This is a genomic window from Tunturibacter empetritectus (assembly GCF_040358985.1).
Lineage (GTDB): Bacteria > Acidobacteriota > Terriglobia > Terriglobales > Acidobacteriaceae > Edaphobacter > Edaphobacter empetritectus.
This window is the reverse complement of sequence record NZ_CP132932.1, coordinates 857,431-880,897: the sequence shown is the minus strand read 5'-3', so window position 1 is coordinate 880,897 and position 23,467 is coordinate 857,431. Positions and strand designations below refer to the sequence as shown.

Annotated in this window: 15 protein-coding genes, 2 tRNA genes and 3 rRNA genes; 10 read left to right on the top strand and 10 right to left on the bottom strand. The window is 55.8% G+C overall.

Annotation, left to right across the window (positions count from 1 at the left end):
- Nucleotides 1-147: 147 nt before the first annotated feature.
- Entirely contained in the window at nucleotides 148-879 is a 732-nt protein-coding gene (locus tag RBB75_RS03665; RefSeq protein ID WP_179639374.1) for a VIT1/CCC1 transporter family protein, read from the top strand.
- On the opposite strand, the gene RBB75_RS03660 is transcribed toward RBB75_RS03665, so the two are convergent.
- Nucleotides 840-1,088 carry a hypothetical protein gene (locus RBB75_RS03660; protein WP_179639373.1) on the bottom strand — a complete coding sequence of 83 codons (249 nt, stop codon included), beginning with the start codon at nucleotides 1,086-1,088 and terminating at the stop codon, nucleotides 840-842. The genes RBB75_RS03665 and RBB75_RS03660 overlap by 40 nt on opposite strands.
- Before the next feature lie 696 nt (nucleotides 1,089-1,784).
- Nucleotides 1,785-2,336, bottom strand: a complete 552-nt coding sequence (locus RBB75_RS03655; protein ID WP_353069566.1) for a DUF4337 domain-containing protein — start codon at nucleotides 2,334-2,336, stop codon at nucleotides 1,785-1,787.
- Nucleotides 2,337-3,274: 938 nt separating this feature from the next.
- Here RBB75_RS03655 and RBB75_RS03650 point away from each other — a divergent pair.
- From RBB75_RS03650 to RBB75_RS03625, 6 genes are all read left to right on the top strand, one after another.
- Nucleotides 3,275-4,774, top strand: a 16S ribosomal RNA gene (locus RBB75_RS03650).
- A gap of 300 nt (nucleotides 4,775-5,074) precedes the next feature.
- Nucleotides 5,075-5,151 (top strand) — tRNA-Ile (locus RBB75_RS03645).
- A gap of 35 nt (nucleotides 5,152-5,186) precedes the next feature.
- Nucleotides 5,187-5,262, top strand: a tRNA-Ala gene (locus RBB75_RS03640).
- 398 nt (nucleotides 5,263-5,660) lie between these two features.
- Nucleotides 5,661-8,611: ribosomal RNA gene (locus RBB75_RS03635) — 23S ribosomal RNA — on the top strand.
- 180 nt (nucleotides 8,612-8,791) lie between these two features.
- Nucleotides 8,792-8,908 (top strand): 5S ribosomal RNA (rrf, locus tag RBB75_RS03630).
- Together the 16S, 23S and 5S rRNA genes with 2 tRNA genes alongside form the textbook arrangement of a ribosomal RNA operon.
- 599 nt (nucleotides 8,909-9,507) lie before the next feature.
- Nucleotides 9,508-9,669, top strand: a complete 162-nt coding sequence (locus RBB75_RS03625; protein ID WP_353069564.1) for a hypothetical protein — start codon at nucleotides 9,508-9,510, stop codon at nucleotides 9,667-9,669.
- Between the two features lie 12 nt (nucleotides 9,670-9,681).
- On the opposite strand, the gene RBB75_RS03620 is transcribed toward RBB75_RS03625, so the two are convergent.
- Nucleotides 9,682-11,511 (bottom strand): AIPR family protein, encoded by a 1,830-nt coding sequence (locus RBB75_RS03620; protein ID WP_353069562.1) that lies wholly within the window; start codon nucleotides 11,509-11,511, stop codon nucleotides 9,682-9,684.
- A gap of 311 nt (nucleotides 11,512-11,822) precedes the next feature.
- Between RBB75_RS03620 and RBB75_RS03615 the strand changes: the two genes are divergently transcribed.
- Entirely contained in the window at nucleotides 11,823-12,767 is a 945-nt protein-coding gene (locus RBB75_RS03615) for an SAM hydrolase/SAM-dependent halogenase family protein (RefSeq protein WP_353069560.1), read from the top strand.
- A 58-nt stretch (nucleotides 12,768-12,825) separates the two neighbouring features.
- On the opposite strand, the gene RBB75_RS03610 is transcribed toward RBB75_RS03615, so the two are convergent.
- The 5 genes from RBB75_RS03610 to RBB75_RS03590 are packed head-to-tail and all read right to left on the bottom strand — an operon-like array spanning nucleotide 12,826 to nucleotide 18,394.
- The gene (locus RBB75_RS03610; protein WP_353069558.1) at nucleotides 12,826-14,661 is read right to left on the bottom strand and encodes a DUF4097 family beta strand repeat-containing protein; all 1,836 of its coding nucleotides are present in this window, start codon (nucleotides 14,659-14,661) and stop codon (nucleotides 12,826-12,828) included.
- 3 nt (nucleotides 14,662-14,664) lie between these two features.
- Nucleotides 14,665-15,927, bottom strand: coding sequence for a B-box zinc finger protein (locus RBB75_RS03605; protein WP_179639368.1), 1,263 nt, complete (start codon nucleotides 15,925-15,927; stop codon nucleotides 14,665-14,667).
- The gene (locus tag RBB75_RS03600; RefSeq protein WP_179639367.1) at nucleotides 15,924-16,946 is read right to left on the bottom strand and encodes an anti-sigma factor family protein; all 1,023 of its coding nucleotides are present in this window, start codon (nucleotides 16,944-16,946) and stop codon (nucleotides 15,924-15,926) included. The genes RBB75_RS03605 and RBB75_RS03600 overlap by 4 nt, the downstream gene beginning before the upstream one ends.
- Before the next feature lie 33 nt (nucleotides 16,947-16,979).
- Entirely contained in the window at nucleotides 16,980-17,798 is an 819-nt protein-coding gene (locus RBB75_RS03595) for an RNA polymerase sigma factor (RefSeq protein ID WP_353069555.1), read from the bottom strand.
- Nucleotides 17,799-17,854: 56 nt separating this feature from the next.
- Nucleotides 17,855-18,394: a superoxide dismutase family protein gene (locus RBB75_RS03590; protein WP_353069553.1), complete on the bottom strand. Its 540-nt coding sequence runs from the start codon at nucleotides 18,392-18,394 to the stop codon at nucleotides 17,855-17,857.
- A 166-nt stretch (nucleotides 18,395-18,560) separates the two neighbouring features.
- Here RBB75_RS03590 and RBB75_RS03585 point away from each other — a divergent pair, with 166 nt between their 5' ends.
- Nucleotides 18,561-20,036, top strand: a complete 1,476-nt coding sequence (locus RBB75_RS03585; RefSeq protein WP_353069552.1) for a S10 family peptidase — start codon at nucleotides 18,561-18,563, stop codon at nucleotides 20,034-20,036.
- Nucleotides 20,037-20,187: 151 nt separating this feature from the next.
- Complete coding sequence (locus tag RBB75_RS03580; protein WP_179639363.1) at nucleotides 20,188-21,456, top strand: hypothetical protein; 1,269 nt, start codon at nucleotides 20,188-20,190, stop codon at nucleotides 21,454-21,456.
- Between the two features lie 244 nt (nucleotides 21,457-21,700).
- Here the strand turns inward: RBB75_RS03580 and RBB75_RS03575 are convergent, their stop codons facing one another.
- Together RBB75_RS03575 and RBB75_RS03570 are read right to left on the bottom strand one after the other, a co-directional pair.
- Nucleotides 21,701-22,672 (bottom strand): hypothetical protein, encoded by a 972-nt coding sequence (locus RBB75_RS03575; protein WP_353069551.1) that lies wholly within the window; start codon nucleotides 22,670-22,672, stop codon nucleotides 21,701-21,703.
- A gap of 75 nt (nucleotides 22,673-22,747) precedes the next feature.
- The gene (locus RBB75_RS03570) at nucleotides 22,748-23,362 is read right to left on the bottom strand and encodes a thymidine kinase (RefSeq protein WP_353069550.1); all 615 of its coding nucleotides are present in this window, start codon (nucleotides 23,360-23,362) and stop codon (nucleotides 22,748-22,750) included.
- Nucleotides 23,363-23,467 lie beyond the last annotated feature (105 nt).

Sequence of the window (23,467 nt, the reverse complement as noted above, 5' to 3'; positions counted from 1 at the left end):
GCTTTGCTCTTTCTGCCACGGTCACCTGCTCCTACAGACGCTTCGGTTGCTCGAAAGACTCCCGGCAGCCTGCAAAAACATGCCCCGCACAACCATTACAGCCGGACGCTTCTTCCTCCCGCATAAAACCTGCACTACACTACCCCAATGCATGAGGTAGCGCACGCAACACACAGCCACGGCCCCCACATCGAAGGCCACTTCGAATCCACTGAGGCCGTCCGCGACATCGTCATCGGCCTCTCCGACGGTCTTACCGTTCCCTTCGCTCTCGCCGCAGGCCTCTCCGGAGCTGTCGCCTCTTCCCACATCGTCGTCCTCGCCGGACTAGCCGAAATAGCCGCAGGCTCCATCGCCATGGGTCTCGGCGGCTATCTCGCCGCCCGCGGAGACGCCGAACACTACGTCTCCGAGCGCGAACGCGAAGAGCGCGAGATCATCGAGCGCACCCGCGACGAAGAAGAAGAGATCTACGAGATCTTCGAGCACTACAACGTGGATCGTACCAGCGCAACTCCAGTCCTCAATGCGCTCAAACAGAACCCCACCGCCTGGGTCGACTTCATGATGCGTTTCGAACTCGGCCTCGAAAAACCTGCCGCAAACCGCGCCCACCGCTCCGCCCTCACCATCGCAATCTCCTACATCGCTGGCGGCCTTATCCCCCTGCTCCCCTACATGCTCGTCGCCGACAACCTCACTGCACTGAAGCTCTCCGTCGTCATCACGCTATTGGCACTAGCAGTCTTCGGAGCTTTGAAAGGAAAGCTGGTGGGCACTGGCTGGCTGCGCAGCGCTCTACAGACCGTCCTGATCGGTGGAGCCGCAGCCGCTGTCGCCTACACCCTCGCCCGTCTCCTAAACTCCCACGCAAGCTGATCCAATCTCTCAACAGCACGCCCACACGCTGTGGCTCGCCGTACGTTGTCATTCTGAGCGAAGCGAAGAATCCCCGCAGTTGTGTTGCTGTTGCAGTTGCCTTTATCGTTCTTGTTGTCATCCCCGCAGGGGATCTGCTGTTGGCTGTTGCTGTTGTTGTGCTGTTGCTGTTGGCGGTCGCCGTTGCCCACTGCCGTTGCTGTTGACATTGCAGTCGTTTGTTTCAGCCGGGTGTGCTGCTCGTTTTGACCTGCTAGAACCATACAAAAAACCGTCATCTCGACCGAAGTTGTTCACAGTCTCACTGTGAACAGCGCAGTGGAGCTCCCCCGCATTACGCGTTCGCTCTCATCTCGCGATCGCACTTCTGGGTAGTTTCGCGATTTTCCTGCCAAATTCTGCTGTCAAGCCCCATCCAGACTCAATCGCCTTAGAATCAGTAGCATAAGCATGGCGCATCAGTTACCGCCAATCCGCTACACTAGATCTAGTACGAAAAATCCAAGGAGCCTCTGATCAAACCGCGCCTTTTGAAAGGCCGGGGGGCTTCACTGCACGTTGTTAAAAGGGCAGGACTTTAGTCCCGCGGCAAGTCGAACCGCATCAACGCGACTTTAGTCGCTGAGGGAATGCTAAGACACTCCGTCAAAGTCTCCCTGGTTACGGAAAACGACGCCATATACCGCTCTTTCAGAGGGTTGGTTAGCCGTAAGTCATTTCATTGCAGGTATCTGCACGCAACTCATTTGTTATGAAGTATTTACGAGTGAATTATCCCCGTAAATATATGATAATAAATAAGTTACACGCGGCAATGGGGGGGGGGTACCCCCTCCTGGACTCAGTAGGGCAGAAGCATCCGCCACCCCCCGCGCAACGCAACAAAGCCACGCGAATACGTCGACCTAGCGGACCAGAAAAGCCGAACAGGCCACCACAATCCCTGCCCCCCCCAGCGAGAGCCCGAGAAGGAAGTAAGCCCGCTTTCGCGTGAACAGCGTAATCGAGCAAAGCACCACAGCAATCTGCAGCAGCGCCTCTCCAAGATCGTAACGAGAGGCCTTCGCCTCGGCGAGAGTCACTTCGGCCTCGAACTCACGAGCCTTGTTCTGCTCCTCGGTCAGATCTTCCTTCCACTTCTCGATATGAGCCTCATACTCCTGACGCTTCGTCTCGGTAGCAGAAGCGTTGAGCGTAGGCTCCATCGCCAGCAGATCCAGGGTGACCGAGAGATTATCCATGCGAATCTTCTTCGCCTGGTACTCGTTCCACTGATCGCCCGCGCGAGACTGCATCAGCACCGCCTCAGTATGCGTGCGATGCCCAAGAACGGTGACCATTGCAACCAGCACCGCCAGAATCGAGATGCCAAGCGAGATGCTCTTCAGCGACTCTTCGCCCGACTCCCCCGACTCCTTCATCTGATTGGCAAACTCTGAGACTTCATTGGCTTCCATAGTGGACGATTCTAGACCGTATCCCCCGTATCCACGGTTCAAAAACGAAGATCGAGGAGTAATTTCAAACAACATGGTAAAGAATCGAAGATTTCTTACCCCGTCTTTGCTGGGCCAAACCCACTTTTCTACAGGAACTCCCGGTTATTCACAGCATTGAACTTGCACAGAGTCTCCGTCGCTGGTAACCTCAGGAAGTCGCAAAGAGACATACGGCAAGAGACGAAGTGGAAAGCATCAAGCTTGCACGGAGACGAAAAGCACGATACTCTAGGTGAGAAGTAAGTAGTACTGCTTCGCACCTTGGCTCTGGCAACACAAGAGCGAGTAACAAGGGAAGACGGAGCGCAGTCCAAGCGTTTGATATCGGTTGAAAGCCTAAAAGCTAACCGGCAATCCAACCCAAGCCACTGCAGTTGATTTTATTTTTTACCAGGAGCTAAGTGCTCCGCGCTCATCTTCGAGCGTCACGATGTTTTGATATTTTGTGCTGAGCGAACAACATCAACTTATCTTCACCTTCTTTAGAATAGGTTGCTAAAGAAAGTAAAAAATAAAGTTGACATACGAGATGAAAATTGATAATATCAGAAAGTTCGCTAAAACGTCACACGCTACTCAAATACTCCTCGAAAGCCTGAAGCAAGGCTAATAAAAACTAACGAGAGAGATGAAGCAGGTAGCAAACACAGACGACAACAGCGCATCAAGTTCGAGGACACGAGTATGGCTTATGCCGACTCAGTCCTTGATCCAAAGCTGCCCGCTTAGGTGGATGCAGTTCGGATCTTTGACAACATAGTTGAACGTGCCAGTCGTGAGATGATACGAAATTTGGTTTAGTCATTCTCACTAGTTATAAACCTCCGGGTGTTTTCGAGCACCGGGGGCGCTTGATCCGCACCGACCCCTGTCGATGTGCGGCAAGCAAACCAAGATTAAACGAGAGTTTGATCCTGGCTCAGAATCAACGCTGGCGGCGTGCCTAACACATGCAAGTCGCACGAGAAAGGGTAGCAATACCTGAGTAAAGTGGCGCACGGGTGAGTAACACGTGACTAATCTACTCTCGAGTGGGGAATAACTGAGAGAAATCTTAGCTAATACCGCATAACACTTACGAGTCAAAGCAGCAATGCGCTTGGGGAGGAGGTCGCGGCCGATTAGCTAGTTGGCGGGGTAATGGCCCACCAAGGCGATGATCGGTATCCGGCCTGAGAGGGCGCACGGACACACTGGAACTGAAACACGGTCCAGACTCCTACGGGAGGCAGCAGTGGGGAATTTTGCGCAATGGGGGAAACCCTGACGCAGCAACGCCGCGTGGAGGATGAAATATCTTGGTATGTAAACTCCTTTCGATGGGGAAGATTATGACGGTACCCATAGAAGAAGCCCCGGCTAACTTCGTGCCAGCAGCCGCGGTAATACGAGGGGGGCAAGCGTTGTTCGGATTTATTGGGCGTAAAGGGTGCGTAGGCGGTTTGGCAAGTCTTATGTGAAATCTATGGGCTCAACCCATAGTCTGCATAAGAAACTGCCGGGCTTGAGTATGGGAGAGGTGAGTGGAATTTCCGGTGTAGCGGTGAAATGCGTAGATATCGGAAGGAACACCTGTGGCGAAAGCGGCTCACTGGACCATAACTGACGCTGATGCACGAAAGCTAGGGGAGCAAACAGGATTAGATACCCTGGTAGTCCTAGCCCTAAACGATGATTGTTTGATGTGGCAGGTACCCAATCCTGCCGTGTCGAAGCTAACGCGATAAACAATCCGCCTGGGGAGTACGGTCGCAAGGCTGAAACTCAAAGGAATTGACGGGGGCCCGCACAAGCGGTGGAGCATGTGGTTTAATTCGACGCAACGCGAAGAACCTTACCTGGGCTCGAAATGTAGTGGAATTCGGCAGAAACGTCGGCGTCTAGCAATAGACCGCTATATAGGTGCTGCATGGCTGTCGTCAGCTCGTGTCGTGAGATGTTGGGTTAAGTCCCGCAACGAGCGCAACCCTTATCTTCAGTTGCTACCATTTAGTTGAGCACTCTGACGAAACCGCCTCGGATAACGGGGAGGAAGGTGGGGATGACGTCAAGTCCTCATGGCCTTTATGTCCAGGGCTACACACGTGCTACAATGGCCGGTACAAACCGCTGCAAACCCGCGAGGGGGAGCTAATCGGAAAAAGCCGGCCTCAGTTCGGATTGGAGTCTGCAACTCGACTCCATGAAGCTGGAATCGCTAGTAATCGTGGATCAGCATGCCACGGTGAATACGTTCCCGGGCCTTGTACACACCGCCCGTCACATCACGAAAGTGGGTTGCACTAGAAGTCGGTGCGCTAACCGCAAGGGAGCAGCCGCCCAAGGTGTAATTCATGATTGGGGTGAAGTCGTAACAAGGTAGCCGTAGGAGAACCTGCGGCTGGATCACCTCCTTTCTAAAAGAGAACGCCTCGACACACTTCAGCGCCCTGCGAATGCAGGCAGCTTGGTTTTGCGACCAAGTTGAGCTTGAAGTGACGTTGTCGAGAACCATCTTGATGAGCTTCGGCAAGTCTCGATGAGCCTGAACTAAACCTTCTTTTTTTCGCTATCTGTCAACACCGATGGTCAATGGCAGCGTAGCTGCCATGCACGTTCAACTGTGTCCTCGAAACCTTTCGAGAAAAACCAGCTAGTAGCTTCTAGCCGTTAGCTTTTAGCTAAGTGCTAGGAGCTTCGCGCAGGGCTGCTATTTCGGGCCTGTAGCTCAGTTGGTTAGAGCGCACCCCTGATAAGGGTGAGGTCGGTAGTTCGAATCTACCCAGGCCCACCACCTTTATCCCGACGGTCAGCTAAACTGACCATCAAGGGGCTGTAGCTCAGTTGGGAGAGCACCTGCTTTGCAAGCAGGGGGTCAACGGTTCGATCCCGTTCAGCTCCACCATAACTTATCGATTGGCATATTCGACATGTAAAGCAAGCGATGTCTGCTTGAGGTTGAGCTTCCATTTGTGGAAGTTGAACCTTGAGCAGGAATGCTCAAGCCGCCTGAGGGCGCGAAGCAAGACGCAGCGAAGCGATTCGTGCAACTTTGCTCTAGGATTTTTGACAACTGAATAGATTGGGTAAATATAACTACAAGGCTGAGCAGCTAGCTCTCAGGTTGTCTCTGATAGCAACGCTGTCGTCAGTATTGAGTGTCTTTAGAATAATTTTCGTGTTATCGACCCGATTTTCGCAAGTTGAGATGAAGGGTTGTACGACACAGGCGTGGACTATATCAAACGTAGATAGCTCTATGTTGCAGAGGTTGTCACTCTGCTGCGTGCGAGTAAATTCTATGGTCAAGCTACTAAGGGCGCACGGTGGATGCCTTGGCAGAAACAGGCGATGAAGGACGCGGCAAGCTGCGATAAGCTTCGGGGAGCGGCACACACGCGTTGATCCGGAGATTTCCGAATGGGGAAACCCACCCAGGTAAAACCTGGGTATGTCCAACTGAATTAATAGGTTGGAACAGGCGAACGGAGGGAAGTGAACCATCTCAGTACCTCCAGGAGGAGAAAGAAACCTCGATTCCGATAGTAGTGGCGAGCGAAATCGGAACAGCCCAAACCCGTACTATTTCGGTAGTTCGGGGGTTGTAGGGCCTGCAAAAGTAGAGTTACCAATCTGGTTGCTAGTCGAATTTTCTGGAAAGGAGATCCAAAGAGGGTGACAGACCCGTAGACGAAAGCGATCCAGACTCGAAGCAGGTACCTGAGTAAGGCGGGGCACGAGAAACCCTGCTTGAATCCACGGGGACCATCCCGTAAGGCTAAATACTCGTTTCTGACCGATAGTGAACCAGTACCGTGAGGGAAAGGCGAAAAGCACCCCATTGAGGGGAGTGAAAAGTACCTGAAACCGTGTGCCTACAAGCAGTGGGAGGACTATGCCCGCAAGGGAATGTCTGACCGCGTGCCTATTGCATAATGAGCCGGCTAGTTATTCTTGTCAGCAAGGTTAAGCGTGAGCGAGCCGCAGCGAAAGCGAGTCTGAATAGGGCGATAAGTTGGCAGGAATAGACGCGAAGCGGGATGATCTACCCTTGGCCAGGTTGAAGGTGAGGTAACACTCACTGGAGGACCGAACCGGTGTTTGTTGAAAAAAGCTCGGATGAGCTGAGGGTAGGGGTGAAAGGCTAATCAAATTCCGTTATAGCTCGTTCTCTCCGAAATAGCTTTAGGGCTAGCCTCGGGTGATTTGGATCGGTGGTAGAGACATGGATAGACTAGGGGGCTTTCCGGCTTACTGAATCTAATCAAACTTCGAATGCCGATCACAACCAGCCCGGGAGTCAGACTGTGGGGGCTAAGCTTCACAGTCGAGAGGAAAACAGTCCAGACCGCCTGCTAAGGTCCCAAAATTACAGTTAAGTGGGAAAGGAAGTCGGAACGCTCAGACAGCCAGGAGGTTGGCTTAGAAGCAGCCATCCTTTAAAGAAAGCGTAATAGCTCACTGGTCAAGCGGTCCGGTGCCGACAATACAACGGGGCTAAAACTGTATACCGAAGCAGCGGATGCACACCATTAGGTGTGCGTGGTAGGAGAGCATTCTGTCGTGGATGAAGCGCAACTGGGAAGATGCGTGGACATTACAGAAGAGACCCTGCCGGCATAAGTAGCGATAATGAAGGTGAGAACCCTTCACGCCGAAAGTCTAAGGTTTCCTGAGGAAGGTTAATCCGCTCAGGGTTAGGCGGTCCCTAAGCTGAGGCCGAAAGGCGTAAGCGATGGAAATCCGGTTAATATTCCGGACCTCCCAGTTTTTCGTTATTACGATGGGGTGACGCATAAGGATAGGCAGGACATTATATGGCTATGGTGTTCGATACGCGTAAGCTGGATTCTCTAGGCAAATCCGGAGAGTCTTAACAGTGAGGCGTAAAGCAGTAAGCCGAATGGCTGAAAGCTGCTGATTTCATGGTGCCAAGAAAAACCTCTAAGGAGAGAAATTGGGAACCGTACCACAAACCGACACAGGTAGACGAGGAGAATATCCAAAGGCGCTCGAGTGAAAGCTTGTTAAGGAACTCGGCAAATTAGACCCGTAACTTCGGGAGAAGGGTCGCCCTTCAGGGTGCAAGCCCAGAGGGGCCGCAGTGAAACGCGAACGGCGACTGTTTAACAAAAACACAGGTCTCTGCAAAGTCAAAAACGACGTATAGGGGCTGACTCCTGCCCGGTGCCGGAAGGTTAAAGGGAGAGGTTAGGGCGCAAGCTCGAAGCTTTGAACTGAAGCCCCGGTGAACGGCGGCCGTAACTATAACGGTCCTAAGGTAGCGAAATTCCTTGTCGGGTAAGTTCCGACCTGCACGAATGGAGTAACGATCGTTCGACTGTCTTAACGAGTTGCTCGGCGAACTTGTAGTACCGGTGAAGATGCCGGTTACCCGCAGCTAGACGAAAAGACCCCGTGCACCTTTACTATACTTTTACTATGAGTTACGGCCACTGCTGCGCAGGATAGGTGGGAGGCTTTGATACCGGACTTTTGGGTTCGGTGGAGCCAACGGTGAGATACCACCCTGCGGTTGTTGTGATTCTAACCTGCTCCCATTATCTGGGAGAGGGACATAGTAAGACGGGTAGTTTGACTGGGGCGGTCGCCTCCTAAATTGTAACGGAGGCGCGCGAAGCTACACTCAGGTCGTTTGGAAATCGACCGTCGAGTGCAAAGGCATAAGTGTGGTTAACTGCGAGACCTACAAGTCGAGCAGATGCGAAAGCAGGCCTTAGTGATCCGGTGGTTCTGTATGGAAGGGCCATCGCTCAACGGATAAAAGGTACGCCGGGGATAACAGGCTGATCGAAGCCAAGAGTTCATATCGACGCTTCGGTTTGGCACCTCGATGTCGGCTCATCACATCCTGGAGCTGTAGAAGGTTCCAAGGGTTCGGCTGTTCGCCGATTAAAGTGGTACGTGAGCTGGGTTCAGAACGTCGCGAGACAGTTCGGTCTCTATCTGCTGTGGGCGTAGGAGATTTGAAGAGGGCTGTCCTTAGTACGAGAGGACCGGGATGGACGAACCTCTTGTGTTCCAGTTGTCCTGCCAAGGGCACGGCTGGGTAGCGAAGTTCGGTTGTGATAACCGCTGAATGCATATAAGCGGGAAGCACGCTCTAAGATGAGATCTCCCAACCCAAAAGGGAAATGAAGGGCCCTAGAAGACCACTAGGTTGATAGGCTGGAGGTTGAAGTGCAGTAATGCATGTAGCTTACCAGTACTAATCGCCCGTTCGGCTTGTCCATAGAATTTACTCTGCGCAGTGACTGATAAACCGTAAAAATAACTACGAGTCCACTGTTCTGGAGTCATTCAATACAAGCTTTGTAGTTATATCTTTTGGAAGATACGCAGTAAAAGCAACAAACGTCTAATCCCAATCTATTCAGTTGTGGAAGATCGCGAGAGCGAGATTTCTAAAGTTTGCCGGTGAGTTTACCGCGAGGGTCACACCCGTTCCCATCCCGAACACGGAAGTTAAGCCTCGTTGGGCCGATGGTACTGCACGCGTAAGTGTGTGGGAGATTAGGTGATCGCCGGCATATTACAGAGCCCCATCCTTTCGAGGATGGGGCTTTTTTATTGCCTGGTCCAGCCGTGCTGAAGCGCTAGCCATGCTTCTGCAGGTGGGGAAAGTCAAGAGCAGAGGACCGACCAATTGGCTGTGGATAAAAACAGTCTTCGGCATTTGTGGTGAGTTGTGGTTGATTTCAGATAATTATGGGGATCAGTGCTGCTCTCAGGCTGGAATCTTCAGGCTTTCTGGCGACGAGAGGGGCATTTTCTTGCTGCAAGATCGTGGTTGCAATGTGGTCGATACGTGGTTGCATGATGGTGTTAATTGTGGTCGTTGAGAGTGGAGGAGCTGCTTGTCGGATTCAGGTAGTCGACCAGGTAGCGCGTCATCTCGCCGCCCACCATCTTTGCGATGACTGAGCCACCCATTGTTGGAGATCGTGAAGTCGGGTTGAAGTGTAGGTCCGAATTTTGGGTGAGGCATTCGGCCAGTGACTGAACCACTCATCGATTGAGATTCTACATCCCACCCTTCGCAGGAGTGCGAAGGATGGGGCACCCGATCGTTTAGGTGGGCACCCAGCCGAGTCATCGCCATCGAAGGTGACACTTGAGATCAGCCAGCTTGTCGAGCAGACCTTCTACATCCATCCCCCAGGCCCCCGAGCTACTCCTCCCCATCCTCGAAGTAGTCCCACTCCAACTCCTCGCCTACCACATAGCTGTCCGCCGAGGCTGCGACGTAGACCAACCCAGAAACTTGGCAAAATCTGTCGCCATAGAGTAGTGACAAACGATTTTATGGCCAGATCCGGGGTGGGACACCGAATTCTAGCGCCAACTCCAAACCCTCATTGATGGCTCGAAGTGTTTCCTGATCCCGGAACCAATTTCGATGTTTGAAGCCGGAGTCATTCTTCTTCTTTGAGTCGTATTGTTGGCTCAGAACCCTAATGGAAATTTCAAATGCTCTTAGAATGGCATGCCTTGGAGGGGTATCTGCCTCGGTCAGCCACGAGTTTGGCTTGGTTAGCTTACCTAGATCGTGATCTAGGTTCCAGCCCTGCTTAGCGTAACTCTGGCGCTCTAACTCTCCGACAGCGTAGTAGATGAGGCCCTTCCGTTCCAACGCTGGGGGCATCGTCATCTGCTTAGAGCGCAAAAATTTACGGTACTCCTCCCAAAGTTTCTTGATCTCATTGCAGACTAAAAATGTACCGGATATTTGATTGAACTCAGACTCGGTCAACGGACTATCCGGGCTAACAAATACTTTTTTATAAAGGCCTGTGGCCGATGCATCGAATAACTTGTTTGTTCCACCCCACATGTCGTCCGGGCCGAATTGGAAAGCAAAAACGGCCTTTGTTAGTTCCTCAAGGGTGATGGCGATGGAGTTTCGTTTCTTGTCACTGCGTTTGTTCTTGTACTCGTATTTCCGTCCGCCGAGATTGAGGTTACTAAACCTGCGAGCCATATCCTTCTGTACTTCGTCGTTACTCCTAAAATCGGCAACCTTGACCGCATTCTGAGTGTTGTTGTACTTCGTCACCTCGTTTACGAATGGTACTTCTGCTGGATAACCGAATGACATCAGTCGGAAAAGCACTCTGACGGAACTGACAGGCTTGTGTGTCGTACCGCCAGGACGGTTGATCGCCGCCAAAAGAGATCTAACGGTCTGCGCTCCATTGATTATCGACATTCGGTCGCATGTTAGCGTCCCGGCGTCCCGATCAGGCACAATCTTGCCAGCGACCGCCGTCACCCCATTGTTGAAGTACTCGAAATTCGATGGATCAGCCAGAGCCGTATTAATAATTTGTTTGTTAGTCTTTGAGTCGCCAACGTAGTCTCGAATGTTCATTGTGAACAGACTAGCTTTGTGTTTTTGCAAAATTGAGGCAAGTATAGCTCCGCTTACTTCACCGATATACAGCTCCCGATATTCCCCCTCGAAGTGACACCACGGACTTTCATTGGAGTCCGCAATCATAGGAATAACGATAGGGCGATCGGAAAAATCAGCTGAAGAAATCGCCTCGCGGAGTTCTTGATTCAGCAGGGATTGATCCAGATATCTAAACTCGCTGCGGTCGCCCAAGTCAGGCAGCTCGGCGATTTGAACCAAACCCTGCTTAACGCGATCTTTAACGCTGTCTCCCGTTCGCGCAGTGGTGATGAAATATACCCTAAAAGTATCTTCCTCCCAGTCGATTTGGTTGGCTAACTCAATTAAATCCTTATGAAGGCTCTCCTGCTTCCCTTGAGTTGCAAGATATAGGCGCTCGAGAACGTCGCACACGCGTCCGACGGACTCAGCGGACTCGGAAGCATCTTTGCCACGGTATTTGGCTTGGATGACGAGCACCTGTCCGTCATCAGTCCTATACAGGAGATCTGCGCCACCATCACCAGAACCATCGACGATGCAGCTCTCCAGTTCCCCTTCGTCATCGGGCACAATTCCAGGAAACAGTTTTTCCAAAACTTCTTGAACAAAGAAACTGATCATCTGTCGAGAACGCTGAAACTGAGTCAAATTGTCGAACTTGACTCCGAGGCTCGCCTCTGACCAAACTAGTAGGCGATCCTTAAACTGTTCTTTCAGCTTCGTTTCTACTTTCATCAATCACTCCGTGTCACCTACCTAGAGTAATCGAACGCGGGGCGGGTGGCGGGTGGCCCATACATAAAACCAACCCACAACCTTGGGTGCCCCATTCATGCAGTCACCGCAATGGCAAATCCTTGGCTATCGTTCACCAGATACAGCGTGAAATTGCCCGGGGTTGCACGGCGATCTGTGCGTGACTGACGCTCTCCTGATAATTACCAGCCTGGTTAGCCAGACGGTGCAGAGCCGCCGTCCGCTTGCAAGTGGACGGCGGGGGCTGGGTATGATTGAAGAGATCCTATTTCATTTCTGTGAGGCTGTCGGTGAGACGACTCGATTTGTTCAAGAAGGTTTTTGTTCTGTTGTTTGCGGCTGGTCTTTTCTGGACGAGTTTTGTCGGCGAGGCTTCGGCACAGAGTAGCTCCGCTGGACCTGCTGGGGCTGGTGGAACTGTGCTGCGGACGATTGGTTTCATGACGGACTTCGATGTGAAGGATGATGCTGTCGGGATCTGCAAGGCGGTGATGAATGGAGTTGCGCCTGGGGTGCAGGTTATCGACATTACGCATCAGGCTACGCCTTACGACATTGCGCAGGGTGCGCGATTTCTGGCGGGATCTTCGCCTTACTTTCCGAAGGATGCGGTGTTTGTTGTGGTGATCGATCCTACGGTGGGAAGTACGCGCAAGGCCATCATCGCCCATTCCAAACTGGGGCAGTATTTTGTGCTGCCGGATAATGGTCTGCTGACGCTGGTGCAGGATCGGGATGGAATTGACGGAGTGAGACAGATCACCAACCCGGAGTGGATGATCGGGGCGAAGACCTCTTCGACCTTTCATGGCAGGGATATCTTTTCTCCGGCAGGGGCGCATCTTGCGCGGGGCGATGACTGGACCAAGGCTGGACCCGCGGTGGAGGTGGCGAGTCTGGTGAGGCTCAGTCTTCGTAGCGCCGTGGTGGATGCGTCAGGCCTGCATGGGGAGGTGATCGGGACCGATGGTCCGTTTGGAAACCTGGTGCTGAATGTGCCGGCAGAGACGTTTGCGAAGCTTGGGTATCGCGTAGGGGATGTCGTGCCGGTGCAGGTGGGCGATCATCTCTACCAGCTGCCGTTTGTGAAGACCTTTAGTGATGTGGCGGTGGGGAAGCCTCTGGCTTACATTGATTCGCGCGGCCGGTTGAGCCTGGGGATTAACCAGCGCAGTTTTGCCGATACGTATGGAGTTCGGGCATCAACTCCGGTCTCGATTGCGGCGAAGCGTTGAGGTTGGTGCAGTGAGCTGATCCGGCATCTGATCTGGGTGCCGTTAGCAGTCACAGGAACTATTGGTTTTGATCTTTCTGCTGCTTGGCTTCGCGTTTGGCCTCGTCAGCGGCTTGTTTGGCCTCACGTTTGGCTTCATCTGCTTCACGCTTCGCCTCGTCTGCTTGCTGCTTTGCTTCGCGTTTCGCTTCGTCAGCTTCCTGCTTGGCTTCGCGCTTCGCTTGTTCTGCTTCTTGCTTGCCTTCCCGTTCCTCCTGCTTCGCGTCTTGAATAGCCTGGCGAGCCTCGGGAGGCATCATGGGAGACAGAGGCGGAAGGGGCATGACGGTGATCTTAGGCATGGGCGGCAGAGGTGGCAGGGGCATGACGCTCCCCTTCTTCAAGGAGATGTCGCCCTGGCTGGTAGAGATGTGAAAGAGCGGACCGCCTTTGCCTGAGGTGCCGCTAACAGTCTTCTTCTGGAGTCCGCCGTCAGGAATCTTGATGTCGGAGAAGTCGCTTTCGATATCGCCGTTGGTGGCGTCGAGCTGGTAGGCAAAACCTGCCTGCTCGGGCAGGGTGAGGTTGACGGAGCCGTTGCGATTTTCGACGGTGACATTGCCGAGAGGAGGGGCGCTGGTGAGGTCGACCGAGCCGTTGCGGTTGGTGACGGTGACGTCTCCGGCGATTCGGTCGAGGGTGACGTTTCGATTGCCTGCGGTGAGGGTCAAGGGGCCGACGGCCTCACTGGCGGAGATGTCGGAGTGGCTGATATCGATCTCGCCATCGAGACGGGCAAATTGAAGGTCGGTGCGGCTGGTGTGGAACTTGATGGGACCGCGGATGCGCTCGAAGTGCGTGGTGCCGAAGAAGTCTCCGCTCATGGTGACGGGGCCGGTGAGGTCAGAGAGTGTGGTGTCGTGGCCGCGGCCTTGGATGGTGAGGGGGCCGGAGACGCTGTGCGCGGAGAGGTCGGAGTCGCTGTTGTTGACGTGGGTGACGACGGGGCCGGTGATTCCGGTGAGCTCGATGTTGCCGTGGTTGGCGGTGACCTGAAGCGGGGCTTTGATCGCACTGACGTGCACGTCACCGTGATTGGCGGTGATGATCAGGGGCGCGCTCGCGGGGAGGGAGATGGTGAGGTCGGCGCGGGTTCCGTCGATGGTTGGAATGGAGAGCGCCAGGCTGTCTCCTGTGCTGGTCAGGGTTGGGCTGAGTTTTTGTGCTTTGCTGTCGGCGTCCGAGTCGGACCGGGTGTAGACGGCTTTGTGGACGGCGATATGGATCTGGTTGTCGTCGCTGGTGCCGGAGATGGAGATGTCGCCACGAGGATTGTCGACGGTGAAGCCGCTGTTGGCGGGGAAGGTTTGCGAGAGGGTCTGGTCGCTCTCATGCTTATCGCCAAGGAACTCGTCCAGATTGTCCTGGTTGAGATTCAGGCCGTTGAGCATGTAACTGTGGCCGTTACCATTTCGGACGCTGCTGAAGACGATGCCGGTGATGCCGAGGATCAGGAGCAGGGTAAAGACGCCGCCGCCAAGACGACGACGATAGCGTGGCTGGGTGTCATCGGACTGCATGTACTGGTCGTAGGCCCACTCGAGGAGCATGATGATGCCGGCGCCGACGAGCAGGATGGGCCAGAAGCGGGCGTACCAGTCCCAGAGGCTGTGCGCTGCGACGCGGCCGGTCTGCACCAGAAGAAAGAGGATGCCGATGGTGATCAGGAGCAGAGGGCCGAGGATGGAGCTGCGGCGAAGGCTGCGAGCCTGGTAGCGATAGGCGTCACGCTGGGCTTTGGCCATGTCGCGCTGGGCGCGGGCCTGCTCTTTGAGGACGCGGCGCTGATACTTCCAGTCGCCTCCGTAGGGAGGGCCGGGGGGTGGTGGGTAGGGTGGAGGAGGATAGCTTCCCATGGCCTAGCTCCCTTCCTGATCGTGCTGGTTGGAGGGCACGATGCTGGTGCTCGGAGTGGCCGGTGGGGGCGGAGTGATCGGGGAGGCCGGAGGAACCCCATAGGGATAGGCTACGGCTGCGGCTGAGTTGAAGGAGGTGCGCTGAAAGACGGCCATGAGACCGGCGACGATGATGAAGAGCGGCCAGCTGTGGGACCAGGAGAGGATGTCGAAGGAGTCGAGCAGGAAGAGGACACCGACGAGAATGACCCAGATGGAGCCGCGCAGTGCGCTGAAGAGGCGGTACTGGTAGGCGGGGGTGCCGTCGTCTGAGAGGCCGTTGCCGGTACCGGTCATCTTGTGGACGAAGAGCCAGACGCCTAGGCCGATCAGGAAGAAGGGCACGATACGGTGGATGGGGAAGTGGTGGAAGAGGCCGGCGTTGCCGATCAGGAAGATGCAGCCAAGGCCGATCAGCCAGAGGGCGCCGGAGGGGAAGCGGTTGCGCGGAAGGTTGGGATCGACCGGGTAGTCCGGTGTGCCGTAGGGCGGGATTGGAGGGATGGGTGGGGTGGCATAGTTCTCCCAGGGAGTTCCCCAGGCAGCGGAGGCAGGTTGCTGCGGCGGATAGCCGGAGGGTGGTGGAGTGTAGGCGCTGCCTGACGGGGAGTTGGGGATGTCGGAGGTGGGGTCGGCTGTTCCCTGCGGGATGAAGGGGGCTGCAGCAGATGATTGGCCGGAGCCGGGCCAAGATTTTCCGAAGCCCAGGCGCTCGCCGAGATCATTGAGGCCGAAGGGATTGGGGAGGGGAGTGCCGTCGCGGCGGGCTTTGGCGGTGTGGCCAGCCTCGATGACCTGATAGGCCACCCAGCCAAAGACTAGTAACAAGAAGATGCCGTGCTGGTCGGAGAGGCTGACGAGGATCGCGAAGATGACCAGGTGGACGACGCCCTTGGCGTACTGGCCGTTGTACATGGCGCCAACGCCGGGGATAAAGCCCAGAAGAGCGGCGAGGCCGGGGTTTGGAGCGCCTGGGGGCACAGAAGGCGGGATGACGCCGCTGTAGTTCGCACCGGCTTCGCTTGCGCTGTAGGGGTAAGACGTGCCTGCGGGGCCGGCAGCGTAGGTTCCGCCAGCGGGTGGAGCGGCACCGGCCAGTTTAGCGACGAGGCAGGGTTCGCAGAAGACAGCAGAGCCGACGGTGCGGGTGCACTCCTGGCAGAGTGGCTTTCCGCAGTTCTGGCAAAAAGCAACACGTTCACGATCAGGATGGTTTGCGCAAGTCATACCAATCCCCCTTCCGACTTAATGAGACTGGGAGTAAAGACAACAAAATCTTGAGACTGGAAGGGGAGAGGGGCCCGGGTACTGACAGACGCTACTAGCTGGACATTTCCGCCGGGAGTTTCGCGGCGGCTGGAGCCAGGGTTGGGTTTGGGGCTGTTCTTCTGGTCGTTTTTCTGGCCGGGCTTCTGGTCTTTTGGACTATCCGGATTATCCGGCTGAGCGCCCGCAGGCTTGCTGTTCGGCTGGGAGGAGTCGTTCTGGTTGGCTGGAGTGGTTGATCCAGACGATCCGGCTGCTCCGTCTTCGTTGGAGGAGCGCTGCAGATCGCGGACGCGGGACTCGAGTTCGTAGACAACGCGGAGGTTGTCGGAGTAACGGACTACCTTGGCCTTGGCCTCGTAGCAGCTACGCATGATGCTGGAGGGTTTGAGGTCGCTGGCGTGAAGCTGACCGAGGCGAATGCCGGTGAGGTTCATGGTGAGGGCGATGGAGAAGAAGGCCATTGCAGCAGTCATGGCAAGACGAGGCTGCAGCATGGTCTGGCCGAAAGAACGAAGCCCGTAGGCGACCCGGGTGCGGAAGGGAAGAACCTTGGCAGAGGCGAAGGGGCTGGCAGGGAGCGTTCCACCAACGGAGGGAAGCAGGGACGAATGGCCGGGGAGGGTATTGGGCGTGCGCAGGTAGTCGGTTCGGCCGAGGACGATGGGGGGCTGGTCTTCTTTGGCAGGGCCGAGGGCGGTCTTGCCGCTGGTCTGGGCGAGGATGCTCTCAAAGAGGGAGGCGGGAGGCTCGGGGCGGGGAGACTTGAGCATCTCTATCCATGCGGCTCCGCGCTGGGCGTCGGCGAGCAGGGTGGCGCAGCCAGGGCAGCCGATCATGTGGGTGTCGAAGGTGGCCTGGTCTGCCGTGGAGAGGGTGCCGTCGAGGGCATCGGCGAGCATGGCCTCGCACTGCGCGCAGTGCTGAGGATCTCCGGGTGCGCCTGGTTTGACGCTGCCGAATTGGTTGAAGTCTGCCACTTTAAACCACCTCTCTCTCTAGCACTATGTTCACTAACTTTCTATACGTTGCAGAAGCCTTGCCAGTTCCCCGCGACCGCGGCTGATGCGGCTTTTTACGGTTCCTTCGGGTATGCGAAGAACCTGTGATATCTCTTTGTAATCCATATCCTCGAGATCGCGCAGAATAACAGCTTCGCGAAGCTCTGGGGAGAGTTGTTTCAGCGCGTGCTGGACGCGAACTTTGAGTTCGAGGCCGGCCACGTGGTGTTCCTGGGAGGGCCGGGGGTCGGCGAGCCGATCGGCCATGGTAGGGCCGTCCTCTTCGCCGTCGAAGGTGGCGTCGAGGGAGTCGGAGGCACGCTCGAGGCGGGTCCGGCGGAAGTGGTCTACCAGGAGATTACGGGCCAGGGTGGTGATCCAGGTCTGAAAGCTGCCTTTTTGGGTATCGAAGCTGGAGAGGTTCTTGTAGAGCTTGAGGAAGACCTCTTGCGTGAGGTCCTCGGCGTCGGTACCTGAGCCGGTGAAACGGTAGCAGATGGCGTAGATACGGCGATGCTGAGAGGCGACGAGCTGCTGCCAGGACTGGGAGTCGCCAGCCATGCACTGGCGTACCAGTTTGGCTAGGGCTTCCTGCGCTGCTTCCTGTGCCGCATCCTGTTGTGGGGTACGCTCCAACTTCGCCTCAAGTGATTTTGTCGGTGGGAGAAGTGTACCGCGTGGAGCGGGGGATGGATTGATTTGTTGTTGGACTTGAAGGATTTCGGCACGCTGAGTAACGGGCTGTGCCGGGACTCGAGGCAGGCGGCGCACCGGGTACTTGAGCGCCGTGTACCGGCTCACTGTCGGAATCGCCATTTGCAGAACGCCCATGGATTGCTATACGCATGGGCGTCCCGGTTTGTTCAAAGATGGACAGTGAATGCGGGCTAAGGGGTTGGGGCGGAGATGACACCGCAGGCGATCCGATTACCGGAGTTTCCGGAGGGGTCGGTCTTCATGTCGTCGGCTTTCTCGTGAATGACGATGGAGGTTCCTCCGTTGGCGAGGATGCTGTTGGCCGCCGCGGGGTCCATCGAGAGATAGTTGACGTTGAAGATGGCCTGGCCCAGGTGGCCCTCGCCGATGGTGACGTTGTTTGGCAGGTCGCCGGCATGGTGGCCCATGGGGTTCTGGAAGCCGTGCTGCTTGTTTTCGGGGTTGAAGTGGCCGCCTGCGGTTTTGAAGTCGGGTGCGTCGCAGAGGGCTTTGGCGTGGATGTGGACGCCGTGCTCGCCTACGGGGAGGTTCTTGAGGTCGAGCTTGATGCGAACGCCCTTCTTCGAGGGGCTGAAGGTGGCGGTTCCTGCATCTTCGCCGGTGCCGGTCTTGATGGGAACGATAACGATGTTCTTTGGCTTGGCGAAGGCGGGGACGATGAGGGCGGGAACAACGAGAAGGCTGAGGGTGATGGCGAGGATGTTGCGCATGGGCTCTATTCTCCGAATCGGCTACGTGATGAGAATACCGAAGTATTTGTTTGGGTTGCGTGTTGGATGGGAACAACTATGTAAAATTTGGATCATGATTGCAACGCAGTGCGCGTCCCTGTCGAAGTTCGTTATTTTTTCATGCCTTCTTAGTGGTTTTTTCGCAGTGGCTCCTCTTTCTGCTGTTGCACAAGCCGCGCCGGATGCCAAGCCTGCCGACGCGAAGCCTGCGACTACGTCGGGAATGTCAGCGACGTTGCCTCCTCTTCCGGCGGACGCGCATGTAGAGCAGACCATGCAGCTTGAGGGCAAGACGCTGCACTATACCGTGACGGTGGGCACGCTGCCGGTACGGGACAGCAAAGGCGCTCTGAGCGGCGAGGTGGTTTATACGTCCTATGTCGTTGAGGGTAAGGACCGGCCGGTGACGTTTGCGTTCAACGGGGGACCGGGCGCGGCTTCGGTGTATCTGAACCTGGGGGCGATCGGGCCAAAGAGAGTGGCGTTCGGTGCGGAGGGGCAGAGTCCTTCGGATCCGGCGACGTTGATGGATAATCCGGGGACCTGGCTGGACTTTACGGACCTGGTGTTTATCGACCCGATTGGGACTGGGTTTTCGCGTTCGCTGGTGTCGGAGGAGGAGTCGAAGAAGCAGTTTTATGGGCCGGACCAGGACATTGCGTATCTCTCGCGGAATATCTACGACTGGCTGGTGAAGAACGGGCGGCTGCAGTCTCGCAAGTACATTGTGGGCGAGAGCTACGGGGGGTACCGCGGACCGCGGCTGACGGCTTATCTGCAGTCGCAGACCGGGGTTGCGGTTAATGGGCTGGTGCTGGTTTCGCCGGCGTTGTCTCCTCAGGGTGGTTCGCCGGATATCTCGCCGGTTCCGTGGATGATGACGTTGCCTTCGATCGTCGCGGCGAACTATGAGCGGCAGGGCAAGTTGACGAATGAGAGTATGGCCGGAGTGATCGACTACACGCGCGGGGAGTATGCGGTGGATCTGATGAAGGGCAACAGCGATCCTGCGGCGACGCCTCGTCTGGTGAAGAGGGTGACGGAGCTGACGGGACTTGATCCGACGTTTGTGAAGCAGTCCGGCGGACGGCTGGAGACGCAGGCGTTTTTGCGTGAGGAGTTTCGGGAGACGGGTAAGCTGGGCAGCCGGTATGACCCGAATGTGACGGCTTACGATCCGTTTCCTTATAACCCGACGCAGGAGACTCAGGACCCCATTTTGTTGAGCATTATTGCGCCAACGACAACCGCGATGGTGGATTTTGTGACCCGGACGGTTGGCTGGAAGACGGATGCTAGTTACAACGCGCTGTCGTTCGATGTGAACAGGATGTGGGATAACAGCGGACGCAATGGGGCGTTTTCGGGGTCGGCTTCCGCGACGGATCTGAGGGTTGCGGTGGCTACCGATCCGAAGCTGCGCGTGGTGATTGCGCATGGATGGGCGGACCTATCCTGCCCGTTTATGGGTTCGGTGTTGACGGTGAGCCAGATTCCGCCGATGGGTGATCCGACGCGAGTGCAGGTGCATGAGTATCCTGGGGGGCATATGTACTATGCACGGCCGGCTAGCTCGCTGGCGCTGCGCAAGGATGTGATGGAGATGGTGTCGAAGCATTGAAGGGGGTCCTGCCGGACGGGCCGCCTGCTCTCACTCTTGAGCCATCACAGCACAATCCAGGACCATTTGTGGCGCCTTGCATGCGGCTAAACTACAATTTCTAAAAACATCAATCGTTGCTTCAGCTTGGCTCGCGAGCTGTGAGGATTACATGAACAGGCTCCGCCCATCTGAACGTTTCCGCCCGTGGATTTCTCTCTACGTCACTGTGATTGCCACGGCAACCGCTCTCATCGGAATCAAGCAGATGCGCGAGAGAAACATCTGGTCCATGGGCGACTGGCTGGTGAACTATCAAGGTGGCTTCGTCCGTCGAGGGCTACCGGGCGAAGCAGCTTTTCGTCTCGGGCAACTGATGCACGTGTCGCCGGACGTCTTCGTTCTCATCATGCAGCTCGCGTGCTACGCAGCGATGTTTTACTCTTTCTATCGCTTGTTGATTGGCCTGCGCCTTAAGCTCTGGATGATACTGGTACTGGTCTCACCGGCAACATTGGCCTTTCAGCTGGAGGAGTATCCGAGCGGCTTCCGAAAGGAAACCATTCTCCTCGCTGGTCTTGGTCTGCTCATTCTCGTCCTCCTCCGCGGTTCAATACGTGACGCGTGGATCAGCGCATACACGACAGTCTTCGTCGCCATCTGCATTCTGAGCCATGACGCGCCCATACTCTACGGCGGATTGGTCCTCGCCGCGCTCGCCATTGAATTCGGGCTGAGCCGACGCTTGCTCAACGTCCTGATGTGTCCTCTCATCTGCATGTTCTGCATGCTGGCGTTGACGCTCACGCATCATGGCGACTCAAACACTACACGGCGGATTTGCGCATCTTTGGGCTACAACGTCGAAGAACGAATCCTCCCTGCACCATGCAGGGGCGAAATAGCGCAGATCGGTCTGACCCTCCAGGAAGAGCGCGCCGAGGCTCGTTATGAGCACCCGCTGTGGCATTACAACCGTCGATATCTAGTCTGTACGCTCTTAGCCTCTGTGCCATTGATCATGGCATTCGCCGCGCTTTGGAGATGGAAAGCAGGCAGGCCCTTGCTGAAGATATTGCTCTCGATGATTGCCTTAACCAGCTGTGCAATCGGCGTGCTGCTTTACATGACGATTGATTGGGGTCGTTGGATTTACATCGGCGTATTCGCCATCGCCTTGCTGTTGATGATGATTGAAAACATTCGCCAATCTGATCCATCTGAACGCGAGGCGGACGAACGCCAACGCGCATCCCGCACCCAGGTCTGGCAAACCAACATAGCGACTGTCCTGTTTGTTGCCTTCTATTCCCTTAGCTGGCACCTGCCACACTCACGCCCCAACGACTTCCGATTTGCAGGCTACACAGTTAGGGACTATACCTCGCTCGCGCTATCCGATCTGCGGCCGTCGCACTTCTGGCGCAGAGCCCACCGGTAAGATTTCGGCACGCGCCATCGTTTCTATGGCACCGTGGCCCTCGGATTACACGTTTTCAATCGCCTTCGTTGCTCGCCGCCTGGAAGTAAAGGTATCCTGGGGGCATATGTACTATGCTCGGCCGGCTGGCTGCGCTGCGCAAGGACGTGATGGAGATGGTTTCGAAGCACTGAGACCAGCATCGGTGGAAGGCGTTTTTAGCAGCTTGAGGCCGCCGGCGGATGGATGTTCGTCACGCTGCGTTTCAGGTGGCGGAGTCGAATCGGGCGCTCAGGAAAGATGCCGATACCCTGGCGAAAACCATGCACATAATTAGCAGGAAGGGCACATAGATGCGCGCTTCGGAGGCGAGGCCGAACGTGAAGTACATCGGGAGATAGAGAAGAGCAGACCCAATCGCCACTTTTTCCACGGCAGTTAGAGAAGGCCGATAGACGATCAACAAGAGTGCGAATGAGACGAACGGCGCCAAGATGATGGTGAGGATCTCGAGATTGTGAAAGCCAAAATTGGGCCAGAACTGGATGTCCAGGCGGTCCTGTGGATAGAGGATGTGCAGGTAAACCTGAATCCCTGCAGCGATGAGGGCGATTAGACTGCCGATAACGATGTAGTCCAGGCTCGCGCGGAATTTACCTTGCGATCCCCGTTTGACGAGGGTCAAGAGGCCAACGAAGGCGGTCGCAATCCCAAAGATAAGGGGTACGTCCGTCCGAACGAAGGTTTGAATCAGGGCTGCAGCCAGAAGCGGGAGCGCCCACATCCGATTCTTTTCGATCTTCGCTAGACAGAAGAGAGAGAACGCCAGGAAGAGAGCGGAAGGCATGGTCTCCGGCCGTTGCCAGGGAACGACCCAAGCAAGTGGAAATTGAATGATCGCCAGGAAGAGGAGGATCTTCAGCGCTCTGTCCTTCGGTCGGTCCGGCTCTTCCAATGGGAGATCGACGGTCATCAAATACAGGAGGTAGAGTGCAGAGAACCCTGTTATCAAGTCGAACGCGGCGGCAGTAATGGACGTGTCGGCAAGATGAAAGATCTTGGTGGTCGTATTGATCAGAACAGGAAGCGCAATCCGAAAGGTCTCACCCTTTGGTGGTCTTGGGACCCGCGCGGTGTGCGCGTACGTATACCACCCGCTGTGCACGAAATGGGCTAGCTGCACACAGACGAAGAACAGGAAGATGCCAGTGAGGATTCTTTCTTGCTTTTTGCTCAACGTGATATCTCCGGGAAAGGTCGCTTCTTTTTATCATGCTCGCGAAGAGCGTTCCTGTTCGGTGTTTCTGCTTGCTTAGAGAGGCGTTGCGACGGTGGGAAGTTCGAGTTGTTCGGAGTGTTGGTCGTCGAGGAAGGGCTCGAAGTGGGTGCGGCAGCGGGCTTCGTAGAGGCCGGCGGCGCCTACGAGGACGAGCTCCTGGCTTTGGCCTAAGCGCTGGGTGTGGATGGCGGGTGCGCCGCAGACCATGCAGACGGCGGAGAGCTTGGTGACCTCGTCGGCGATGGCCATGAGGGCGGGGATGGGGCCGAAGGGCTCGGCGTTGAAGGTGGTGTCGAGGCCGGCGAGAATGATGCGTTTGCCGAGGTGGACGAGCTCTACGGTGAGGGGAAGGATGGTGTCGTCGAAGAACTGGGCCTCGTCGATGCCGATGACGTCGATGTCGTCTAACTGAGGCAATAATGAGGCTTTGAGGTGCTCCACGTTGGTGACTGTGCAGGCTTCGTGGATCTGGGAGCTGTGGCTGGCGATGGAGGTGCGGTGGTAGCGGAGGTCGATGTCGGGCTTGTAGCAGGCGACGCGCTGGCGGGCGATGCGGGCGCGTTTGAGGCGGCGGATGAGCTCCTCGGATTTGCCTGAGAACATGGGGCCTACGATGGTTTCGATTCTGCCGGGAGTGGGGTGGGTCATCTGTTCGGGGGCCTTTTGGGTGGGGTCTCTGATTATCCTAAACGGGGCTTGCAGTGGAATTCCGGGGGAGTAATTTTTTCGGTTGGGGGAGGTGTGGTTTTGCTG

Bases quoted from the DNA above. Each gene is read 5' to 3' on its own strand.
- RBB75_RS03570 (WP_353069550.1), bottom strand. From the start codon at position 23,362: ATGACCCACCCCACTCCCGGCAGAATCGAAACCATCGTAGGCCCCATG.
- RBB75_RS03595 (WP_353069555.1), bottom strand. From the start codon at position 17,798: ATGGGCGTTCTGCAAATGGCGATTCCGACAGTGAGCCGGTACACGGCG.
- RBB75_RS03620 (WP_353069562.1), bottom strand. From the start codon at position 11,511: ATGAAAGTAGAAACGAAGCTGAAAGAACAGTTTAAGGATCGCCTACTA.
- RBB75_RS03655 (WP_353069566.1), bottom strand. From the start codon at position 2,336: ATGGAAGCCAATGAAGTCTCAGAGTTTGCCAATCAGATGAAGGAGTCG.
- RBB75_RS03660 (WP_179639373.1), bottom strand. From the start codon at position 1,088: ATGTCAACAGCAACGGCAGTGGGCAACGGCGACCGCCAACAGCAACAG.
- RBB75_RS03665 (WP_179639374.1), top strand. From the start codon at position 148: ATGCATGAGGTAGCGCACGCAACACACAGCCACGGCCCCCACATCGAA.
- RBB75_RS03610 (WP_353069558.1), bottom strand. From the start codon at position 14,661: ATGGGAAGCTATCCTCCTCCACCCTACCCACCACCCCCCGGCCCTCCC.
- RBB75_RS03590 (WP_353069553.1), bottom strand. From the start codon at position 18,394: ATGCGCAACATCCTCGCCATCACCCTCAGCCTTCTCGTTGTTCCCGCC.
- RBB75_RS03580 (WP_179639363.1), top strand. From the start codon at position 20,188: ATGAACAGGCTCCGCCCATCTGAACGTTTCCGCCCGTGGATTTCTCTC.
- RBB75_RS03605 (WP_179639368.1), bottom strand. From the start codon at position 15,927: ATGACTTGCGCAAACCATCCTGATCGTGAACGTGTTGCTTTTTGCCAG.